Below are 9,270 nucleotides of genomic sequence, written 5' to 3'. Positions count from 1 at the left end.
CGATGCGCCTTGACGTGGCTGCTATCGATGGAAAGCTCATCCGGAACGGGCCCGGCAGCCGCCATCTTCTCGAAGATACGCTGCCAGATGCGGCGCTGCGACCACCTGTTGTAGCGATTGTAGATTGTGGTTGGCGGACCATAGGCTGCAGGCACGTCGCGCCAGCGGCAGCCGGTCTTGAGAACATGCAGGATGCCCGAAATCACCCTGCGATCATCAACCCGAGGTTTCCCCGCTTTGCCGCGAGGACGATGCGGTTCCATCGCACTCCACGCCTCATCCGACAACCAAAATAAGCTCTTCGACATCACTTCGGCCTCCAGCGACTCATTGAGGGCGAAGAATATCAATGAAAAGCAGTCAATTGTATGAGTTCTCAACCTAGTGTTGGTACGTGAACCTGACTCGCGCAGGCGCGGGGCGTCCGGGGCCAATGATGTCCACCAGGATATCATAGCGGTCACTGCCGGGCAGCGTGACGAAGCCGCCATAGGTCACCGTCCCGGCGATTGCCATCGGCTCAAGTTTCAGGCTGTTTTGCCCAACATGTCCCAATCCCGACACGGTTGCAGTCACTTTGGCGTTCTCGATGCGCGCGCCCGTCGCGGCCTCGAAGACCGCAATGATGATGTGATATTCATGCGCACCGCGCGGGGCGCCGCCATGCATGGTAGCCTCCGGGTGACTCTCAAGATGACCGCGTGCAATTGCCGCCGGCAAGACTCCCAGATACACGCCTAACCCCTGCGCGACCTTATAGTTTTCATCTTCTTTGGCCGAAACCAGGGTAACCACAAAGGGCAAACAGTGAACGGCCGTAACTCGCGCGGGCAGTTGGGCAGTCGTGACCAATCCCGCGAGCGTGTTGCAGACTTTTCCACCCACCGCCGCCGCCGCCCCTGCATGGGACTGTTGGAAGGCTGTGGCTCTGACATACGCCGCTTGTTGACCCGTACCAGACTGCCGACGAAAGACTGGCGAAGCCGCCACCAGCCGCGACGAGGTGATTGGCGATGACGACCGGCCCTTCGGCCCTGGCATGAACCACCGACGCCAGCAGGCTCACCACGAGTATTACCGCGAGAAACATGTGCCCTGCCGCTGCCCCATTCGGCTGCGCCGCAACTGCACACGCTCTTGCTGGCATAATAGCCATGACATCCCAGTTAAGGTTATCTGGATCGATACCACCGGATCCTGGCAGTGGGCGCTTTGACCTTGATCAAGAAATGCCAGGCGTCGGCGGGAATGGCCGCAGGGACGGTGGTTTTTCGGGGTGGCTTCGACCTCATCCTGAATTCACGAGCCAACAGATGATTGGCTTTGCAGCACAGACGCCCCGTAAGCCGATCAAGCAGCTGGCCGATCGAATTTTCTCAGCCAGCCGCCTTCAAATCCCGCCCGTTGCAGGCCGCTGCGGATGTACCGGCACGAGCGCATCAGCCGCCACAGGAGGCCGCTGCGATCGTTCTCGATCATCAGGACGATGGGGCCTTCGTCCAGGCCGAAGTGCCAGGGCGAAACCCACCAATCAACGGCGGCGTCGGGCGCTCCCGGATGGGTGGGATTGAAGGCCGCCTTGAAACCATAGGCCTTGGCGGCCTTGAGCTTGGCCTGGTGAATGCAGAAGCTGATCGTCGGCCGGACGATTTCCGGAGCGAACGGCAAGGATGCGGCGACCGCCCACGGCGCGAGCGTGCCATCGTCGGGACCGTACGGAACGCCACGCGCCGCATAGGCGAGGAACCGGCGTTCGATGCCTTTCAACTTGAGCGTGGAAGGGCCGGGACCATCGCTTGCGGTTATGCCCCAGCAGTGTTCGCCATAACCCTCAAACCCGCGCGGGTTCTCGATGGCGTAACGTTGCTGGACAAGGGTGGCTCGCCGGCTGTTCTCGAAATAGTCGCTTCCCTTGCCGCGCATGAACGCGTCCTGCAGGCCGCGGAAGTCGATCCATACGTGCGAGAGCTGGTGGATGAACAGCGGTCCCGCATAAAGGTAGTCGTAGCCGTAACAGTGCTCCCATCGGAAGGTCGCGGACCAGGCCGTGTAGCTGCTCCGGGGCAAGGGGTGTGTCGGCGATCCGAGCCCCAGGACGTAGAGCAGGAGCGCTTCGTCATAGCCTTCCCAGCGATACTCCAGGAATCCATGCTCGGGTGTCCAGCCATGGGTGACGGTTTCTCCCCGGTCCTGTGCCCAACGCCAATCGACCTGGTGGTAGAGCGCCTCCGCCAAGCTGCGGATCTCGGCTTCGCCCTCGGTATCGGCATCGAAGTACTGCCCTGCAGCCAGCGCGCCCGCCAGCAGGAACGTGCTGTCGATCGTGGACAGCTCGCATTGCCAGGCTCGCCGGCCGGTCTGCATGTCCAGGAAGTGATAGTAGAAGCCGCGATATCCCGTGGCATCCGGCTCCGGGCCCTGCGGGCTGTTCCAGAAGAAGCGCAGCGTTGCCAACGTGCGTTCCGCAGCCGCGGCTCGCGTCATGAATCCGCGCTCGACTCCCACTGGATAGCAAGCCAGCGCAAGGCCGGTGGCCGCGATGCTCGCGGGCGAATTCGCCTCTGTCTTGTCCAGGACGAGACCGTTGGCAGGGTTCGCTTCAAGGATGAAGTAGTCGAACGTCTCCCGCTGCAGCACCGCCAGATCGTCTTCCATGGCAGAGGTGTTCACGAGGCGATGGGTTTTGGAAGGATGCGATCGCATCTCTGTATACACTCGCACCGCTGTTCACGGATGGGTCAGGTAGAGGTGGTCGTACACACCTTTAACGCCTCTGACGCCTTCGGCAACCACGCGCACGGCATCCCGTTCACTCTGCGATCCGACTGTGCCCGAAATATGCACCATACCATCGCTGACCGTAAGAGTTAACGCGTCGCCTTTGACGCCTGCCTCCTCTCGCAGCCGTGTAAGAATGCTGCGCCGGATCGCATCGTCACCTGCTGCCGTATCGTCGTCGAACTTTGCCGCAACGACGACGCGCAAAAGATCGGTACGGCTGACGACGCCGACCAGGCGCTGTCCCCTCAAGACCGGTATGCGCTTGATGCCGTGCTCCTGCATCAGCACGGCAATTCGCTCGATCGGAGTTTCCTCGTCGGCTACGACGACGTCGGAAGTCATCAAATCCGCCACATTCCAGCCGTGGCCCTTCACATAGCCACGCGCCTCACCAGGCGACAACGCTGGGGCACCGAGTTCCGACCTGCGCAGGAAGTCACCTTCGCTCACAATTCCAACCACGCGGCCGCCGTCGTCGACGACCGGCATGCCGCTGATGCGATGGTCCAGCATGATCCGTGCCGCGTGTCTTACGCTGTGGTCAGGCGACACCGTAACAACCTTTGCAGTCATTACATCCTTCGCTTTCATCTGCCTTCATCCCATAAGCTCAGTTCAAGTGAGCAGGCGCCCGGACGCCAATTGATGATATCGTAGCGCAGACGCGCCCGGTCCCTTTGAGGCAAATCAATAACGGCTCCGAACCAGCCGACCCGGGGCGACTTGATCGCCCGCTCCCAGTACTTGTCTGTCGTGGTTCCGGCACGAGTGATGGCCTTCAGACTCCTGGTTTTGATTTGCGTCAATGTGGCTCTCATCTACAGGGAAGACTGTGGCGCAGAGATACGAGGGTTGAGCTGGCCAAGACGCATTTTCCCAGCCCAGATCCTTCGTGGATCTATCCTGGAGCCGGCGCGACAAATGCTCGAATATGCGATCTCCAAAGGTCATGGCGGACCCCGTCTTTAGCGCCAGAGCGCTGACCAAAACTTACACCTCGGGTGAGACGCAGGTGCTTGCCCTGCGCGCGCTAGACCTGAAAATATTCGCTGGAGAAATGGTTGTTCTGCTCGGCCCGTCGGGCAGCGGCAAGTCGACGCTGCTCAACATCATGGGCGGACTCGACCATGCCACGAGCGGTCAGCTGTTCTTCAGGGATCAGGAGCTGACCAACCTCGACGATCGGGGGTTGACCGCCTATCGACGACAGCATGTCGGCTTCGTGTTCCAGTTCTACAATCTGATCCCCAGCCTGACCGCCTATGAAAACGTTACACTGGTTACGGAGATCTCCGATCACCCGATGCGCCCGGACGAGGCGCTGGCGCTGGTTGGACTTGAGCCGAGGATGCACCACTTCCCGGCTCAGCTCTCCGGCGGCGAGCAGCAGCGCGTGGCCATTGCCCGCGCCATCGCCAAGCGTCCCGATGTGTTGCTCTGCGACGAGCCGACCGGCGCTCTCGATTCCAAGACAGGCATTCGGGTGATCGAGGCACTGCTCGGCATCAACGCGCAGCTTGGCACCACCACACTTATCATCACGCATAACGCCAGCATCCAGGACGTCGCCGACCGCGTGCTGTTCTTCGCCGACGGTCAAATCTCGAGAATTCACAAGAACGAGGCGCGCCGGGCTGCCGCCGAGCTCGTCTGGTGATCCGATGCGCACCCTGGATATCAAGCTCTTTCGTGATCTTGTGCGGCTGTGGGCCCAAGCGCTTGCGATCGCTCTCGTCATTGCCGGCGGAGTGTCCACGGTGGTTCTTGCTGTCGGCTCCTTGCGGTCTCTGGAGGAAACCCGAATTGCCTATTACGAGAGGCACCAATTCGCCGATGTCTTTGCGTTGGTCAGGCGTGCGCCGAAGACACTGCTCACTCAAATTGCGGAAATCCCCGGGATTACTGCCGTGCAAGGGCGCATTGCCAAATTGGCCCTGCTCGATATTCCTCAGTTTCGCGAGCCTGCAACGGGACAATTCATTTCGTTGCCTGAGGACGGTCAGCCCTCGCTTAATCGGCTGTACATACGGTTAGGCCGGATGCCCGAGCCTGGGCGAGGCGATGAGGTTGTCGTCACCGAGGGCTTTGCCAAGACACATGCATTCACGTTGGGATCCCACTTCGCTGCCATTCTCAACGGCCGCAAGCGCGACCTCGTCGTCGTGGGGATCGCGCTATCGCCGGAATTCATCTATGCCATAGGGCCGGGCGACCGCATGCCGGACGAGCGTCGCTTTGCCATCGTCTGGATGTCTGAAAAGGCTCTCGCCGCCGTCTACGACCTGGACGGCGCATTTTCCTCGGTCACTCTCAAGCTAATGCGGGATGCCTCGGAAGGCGAGGTCATCACGCGCCTCGACGCGTTGCTCGACCGCTACGGCGGACAGGCAGCATATGGCCGGAAGGATCAGACCTCACACGCCTTTCTGGACCACGGGCTCGACATGCTCAGGAATATGAGCCGCACGCTGCCGCCGATCTTTCTTTTGGTGGCAGCATTCCTGATCAACGTGACGCTTAGCCGGATCGTCGCGCTCGAACGCGAACAGATCGGTCTGCTGAAGGCGCTTGGCTATCGGAACGCCGCCATCGCCTGGCATTACATCAAATTCATCATCGTGATTGTCATGATCGGCGTCGTCATCGGCAGTGCGGCTGGAACGTGGCTGGGCACTTTCGTAACAGAGTTGTATGGCGACTTTTATCGGTTCCCATTCCTCGTTTTTGTCCAGAGCCCGGATGTCTACGTCGCGGCTGCGGCGCTGAGCCTTGGTGCTGCGATCGTCGGCGCGGTGCGTGCGTTGCGCGATATCGTGAGGTTGCCGCCCGCAGTTGCGATGCAGCCGCCCGCCCCGCCTCGCTTCCGCCGTCTCCTGCCCGCGTCCTTTGCTATCCGTAATGTCCTTTCACAACCGGCTGTGATGATGGTGCGCAACATCAGCGGCCATCCGATCAGGGCTATGTTTACGATAGCGGGCATGTCGCTGGCGACGGGAATCCTGATCGCCTCGCTTTTCCTCAACGGCACGATGGAGGCGTTGATCGATGTGACTTATTTCATGTCCGACCGCCAGGATGCCACTGTCAGCTTTGTCGAACGGCGCCCGCTGAACGCCGTCAATCAAATTGCGCGGCTGCCCGGTATTCTTGCGGCGGAGCCCTTTCGGGAGGTTCCCGTCCGCATACGGAATGGAAAAATCGAGCGTCGGATCATGATCAGCGGAAGACCGTGCGATGCCGACCTCAACAGGATCATCGACACTGACCTGCATCCCGTCGTGCTTCCCGAGACTGGCTTGGCGATTTCAAGCTGGCTCGCGCAGATTCTCGGGACACAGGTCGGCGATTTCGTCGAAATCGATTTGCTGGAAGGGCAGCGACGGACCGTCTCTCTTCCCGTGACCGCGTTGGTCGAGGATTATTTTGGCATTCAGGGAATGATGCATTTCGATGCCCTGGCCCGCTTGATGCGGGAAGCGCCGGCCGTCAACAGCGTGAGCGTAAGCCTCGATGCGAACGAGCGTGACCGATTTTACGACGCTATTAAGAGCATGCCGACGGTCAGTGGCGTGGCCCTGCAACGCGTATCGCTTGCGAACTTCCGTGATGCATTGGCGGTGTTGGTGACCACGATGGCAAACATTTACACTGGGCTCGCGGCCGTTATCGCCTTCGGTGTCGTCTACAACAGCGCAAGAATCTCGCTTTCCGAACGCGCGCGCGAGTTGGCCAGCCTGCGTGTCCTCGGCTTCACCCGGGGAGAAGTGTTGCGAATTCTGCTCCTCGAGCTGGCCGTGTTGACGTTGCTGGCGCAGCCGCCGGGATGGGCCATCGGCTACGGCCTCGCCTGGACATTGCAAACAAAAATGGCCGGCGAGTTGATGCGGACTCGTTTGATCGTGGATCATTCCACCTATGTACTTGCCAGCGCAATGGTGATTGCCGCGGCACTGTTCTCCGCGCTCGTCGTACGCCGGCGGATCAACCAGCTCGACCTTGTCACGGTTCTCAAGACGCGAGATTGAACCATGCGCACGATATGGATGAAGCGAACCGTGGGGGCTATGGCCTTGGGTGTTTTGGCGGCCGCTGCGGCCTGGTTCGCATGGCCACGGCCGATCGCCGTGGATCTGGCGACGGTGACGGAAGGTCCCATGGAGGTCACGATCGACGACGAGGCCAAGACGCGCGTCCGCCACGTTTATACGGTGTTCGCGCCGATCGCTGGAAAAGTCCTGCGAATTTCCCCGCCTCGCCATGTCGGGGATCAGGTTACCGTGGACGAGACGGTGGCGGTGATGCAGCCGACCGTACCGAGCTTCCACGATGCCCGCACGCACGAAGAGCTGCAGGCGGCGCTGGCGGCAACCGAAGCGGCAATGACGCTTTCGGAAGCCGAAGTTCGCCGGATCGAGGCGGCGCTCAAATTTTCGCGCACGGAGCTTCAGCGGGCGGAGGCCCTCGCCCGCACCGAGGCGATCTCGGTCAAAGTTTTGGACAAGGCGAGATTCGACGTCGAAACCAATGAAGCTGCGTTGGCAAGCGCCAAGGCGCAGGTCGAGGTACGGCGCAACGAGCGCTCAAGCGTTGCGGCCCGACTCAGCGAACCGTCGGGCGCCATCCCGCAATCGAATCCCGCCTGCTGCATCCAGCTACGCGCCCCAATGAACGGCAGCATCCTGAAGATCATTCAGGAGAGCGAAGGAGTGGTGCAAGCAGGTGCCCCGTTGATCGAGATCGGCGACCCGCGCGACCTCGAGATCGTCGCCGACCTTCTGTCGACCGACGCTGTCCGGATCAAGCCCGGCGCACCTGTCCGGATCGACGGCTGGGGCGGATCACCCATCCGTGGCCAAGTGACACGGGTGGACCCGGCGGGGTTCGTCAAGGTCTCCGCACTCGGTATCGAGGAACAAAGGGTCCGCACGATCATCGATTTCGTCAATCCTCCCGAAGCATGGCCGTCGCTCGGTCACGATTATCGTGCGATCGTGCATGTCACGATCTGGAATGCGGAAGACGTGCTGACGATGCCGGTGGCGGCCCTGTTTCGAAAGGGGGAGGACTGGGCTGTCTTCGCGGTCAAGGATGGGCGTGCGGTCACAACGATCGTAAAGGTCGGTCAGCGGAACAACCGGACGGCGGAGGTTCTGTCAGGCCTTGCCACAGGCGATCGCGTGGTGCTGCACCCGAGTGACAGGGTCACGGACGGCGTGACCGTAGCCCAGCGCGATGTACGATAACAAAAAAGCCCGGCGATCCGGGCCTTCCTTGAGGCTGTTGAACCATGCCCAGAAGACTGGGTTGAGGCAAGGTGCGGTCGGCCGGGGCTTTTCTTGGGGTTTCTGAACCTTTCATCATGGCTGCGCGCGACCAACATCGTCACGTCCGAAGCCAGATTCGCGGCAATCGTCAGATCGTCGCAAGATTCCTCGACCAGAGTGGATCAGACGGGCTCAACGGATCTGACATTGCCTTCGGTATCCACAAGGCAGCTTGTCTTCTTGCCACCGGCATCGAGCTCGACCTGATAGGTTTTGGGATCGAGCTTGCTCGATGAAACCGGTAGGATCTTTGTGCTGTCGGCGCCGCTCGCCTTGGCGGCCGCGTCGGCGCAAAGAAGCTGAAGGTCCGCCGGGGCCGTCTCGACCTGGGTCCTGGACATCTGGTCCTGAGGAGGAGGCGGCGGCGCGCTGACGCAAGCGCTCAGGACCCCCACCAAGAATCCAATTGCTGTTGCCCGGATCGAAGTTCTCACTGCACGTTTTGCCGACATTGCTTGTCCCTCTCCGAATGCAGCTCTCACACACCCTTGTAAAGTGCCGCCCCCTGCATGAGAACGATGACCTTGGCCCCAACCTTGACGCGGGATGCGAGATCGGTGATGTCGTCGTTCCTCATCCGGATACACCCTGATGACACGTCGAGCCCGATCGTCCAGGGCTCCGGCGTGCCGTGTATCCGGTAGATCGTGTCTTGGTCGCGCTCATACAGATAGAGCGCCCTGGCGCCGAGCGGATTGTCAGGCCCTCCCGGCATGCCTCCCGCATGTTTGACCGCGTTCGGATCACGAGCGACCATTTCGGCCGGAGGCGTCCAGGTCGGCCATTCCGCCATGCGGCCGACGCGCACGATGCCGGCCCATCCAAACCCTTCCCGACCCACGCCGATACCGTAGCGCATGGCCTGCTGACCCGGCTGCACAAGGTAGAGAAAATGCTGGTTGCCATCGATGATGATCGTACCGGGCACTTCCGCAGTGCGGAACTTGACCATCTGCGGGCGAAATGCTTCGGGCACTTCATTATGCGCGGCATAGTATTTGCGCGCCTTGGTACGGTCGTAGTCCACCCATTTGCGGGTTTTCGGATCGAAAACCTGTGTTCCCGCAGCCAGCGCCGCCACCGCGACAAGACCGAGCGCTACCGCGACAATTGCCGTAAGGGAGCGCCGCTGGAGAGTGGTGCGTCCCGCGATCATCAGCTTTCC

General features: G+C 60.9%; 10 protein-coding genes. 3 read left to right on the top strand and 7 right to left on the bottom strand.

All coding sequences use genetic code 11. The annotated features are described in order from the left end of the window. The 5 genes from IQ26_RS29980 to IQ26_RS29960 form a co-directional block, all read right to left on the bottom strand. A partial coding sequence (locus IQ26_RS29980; RefSeq protein WP_145721948.1) for a transposase occupies positions 1-308 on the bottom strand: 308 nt, incomplete at its 3' end. A gap of 73 nt (positions 309-381) precedes the next feature. Beyond that, complete coding sequence (locus IQ26_RS29975; RefSeq protein ID WP_240547300.1) at positions 382-885, bottom strand: hypothetical protein; 504 nt, start codon at positions 883-885, stop codon at positions 382-384. 465 nt (positions 886-1,350) lie between these two features. After that, positions 1,351-2,655 (bottom strand): glucoamylase family protein, encoded by a 1,305-nt coding sequence (locus IQ26_RS29970; RefSeq protein WP_240547299.1) that lies wholly within the window; start codon positions 2,653-2,655, stop codon positions 1,351-1,353. 72 nt (positions 2,656-2,727) lie between these two features. Beyond that, positions 2,728-3,372: a CBS domain-containing protein gene (locus tag IQ26_RS29965; protein WP_145721941.1), complete on the bottom strand. Its 645-nt coding sequence runs from the start codon at positions 3,370-3,372 to the stop codon at positions 2,728-2,730. After that, positions 3,369-3,587 carry a hypothetical protein gene (locus IQ26_RS29960; RefSeq protein WP_145721940.1) on the bottom strand — a complete coding sequence of 73 codons (219 nt, stop codon included), beginning with the start codon at positions 3,585-3,587 and terminating at the stop codon, positions 3,369-3,371. Before IQ26_RS29960 ends, IQ26_RS29965 begins: the two co-directional genes overlap by 4 nt. 143 nt (positions 3,588-3,730) lie before the next feature. Between IQ26_RS29960 and IQ26_RS29955 the strand changes: the two genes are divergently transcribed. From IQ26_RS29955 to IQ26_RS29945, 3 genes are read left to right on the top strand one after another with little or no spacing between them, the layout of a single operon-like run. Continuing rightward, a complete protein-coding gene (locus tag IQ26_RS29955; protein ID WP_145721939.1) occupies positions 3,731-4,438 on the top strand; it encodes an ABC transporter ATP-binding protein in 708 nt (235 codons plus the stop codon). Between the two features lie 4 nt (positions 4,439-4,442). Then, entirely contained in the window at positions 4,443-6,806 is a 2,364-nt protein-coding gene (locus tag IQ26_RS29950) for an ABC transporter permease (RefSeq protein ID WP_145721938.1), read from the top strand. A gap of 3 nt (positions 6,807-6,809) precedes the next feature. Continuing rightward, entirely contained in the window at positions 6,810-8,024 is a 1,215-nt protein-coding gene (locus IQ26_RS29945) for an efflux RND transporter periplasmic adaptor subunit (RefSeq protein ID WP_145721937.1), read from the top strand. Positions 8,025-8,227: 203 nt separating this feature from the next. Here IQ26_RS29945 and IQ26_RS29940 read toward each other — a convergent pair whose 3' ends face one another. Then, a complete protein-coding gene (locus IQ26_RS29940) occupies positions 8,228-8,446 on the bottom strand; it encodes a hypothetical protein (protein WP_322791126.1) in 219 nt (72 codons plus the stop codon). Between the two features lie 137 nt (positions 8,447-8,583). Beyond that, entirely contained in the window at positions 8,584-9,261 is a 678-nt protein-coding gene (locus IQ26_RS29935; RefSeq protein WP_208760243.1) for a L,D-transpeptidase, read from the bottom strand. Positions 9,262-9,270: the final 9 nt, after the last annotated feature.

Origin of the sequence: Mesorhizobium tianshanense (assembly GCF_007830515.1) — a bacterium.
Lineage (GTDB): Bacteria > Pseudomonadota > Alphaproteobacteria > Rhizobiales > Rhizobiaceae > Mesorhizobium > Mesorhizobium tianshanense.
This window is presented reverse-complemented; position numbering and strand designations above follow the sequence as displayed.

Bases quoted from the DNA above. Each gene is read 5' to 3' on its own strand.
- IQ26_RS29965 (WP_145721941.1), bottom strand. From the start codon at position 3,372: ATGAAAGCGAAGGATGTAATGACTGCAAAGGTTGTTACGGTGTCGCCT.
- IQ26_RS29955 (WP_145721939.1), top strand. From the start codon at position 3,731: ATGGCGGACCCCGTCTTTAGCGCCAGAGCGCTGACCAAAACTTACACC.
- IQ26_RS29945 (WP_145721937.1), top strand. From the start codon at position 6,810: ATGCGCACGATATGGATGAAGCGAACCGTGGGGGCTATGGCCTTGGGT.
- IQ26_RS29950 (WP_145721938.1), top strand. From the start codon at position 4,443: ATGCGCACCCTGGATATCAAGCTCTTTCGTGATCTTGTGCGGCTGTGG.
- IQ26_RS29970 (WP_240547299.1), bottom strand. From the start codon at position 2,655: ATGGAAGACGATCTGGCGGTGCTGCAGCGGGAGACGTTCGACTACTTC.
- IQ26_RS29940 (WP_322791126.1), bottom strand. From the start codon at position 8,446: ATGTCCAGGACCCAGGTCGAGACGGCCCCGGCGGACCTTCAGCTTCTT.
- IQ26_RS29935 (WP_208760243.1), bottom strand. From the start codon at position 9,261: ATGATCGCGGGACGCACCACTCTCCAGCGGCGCTCCCTTACGGCAATT.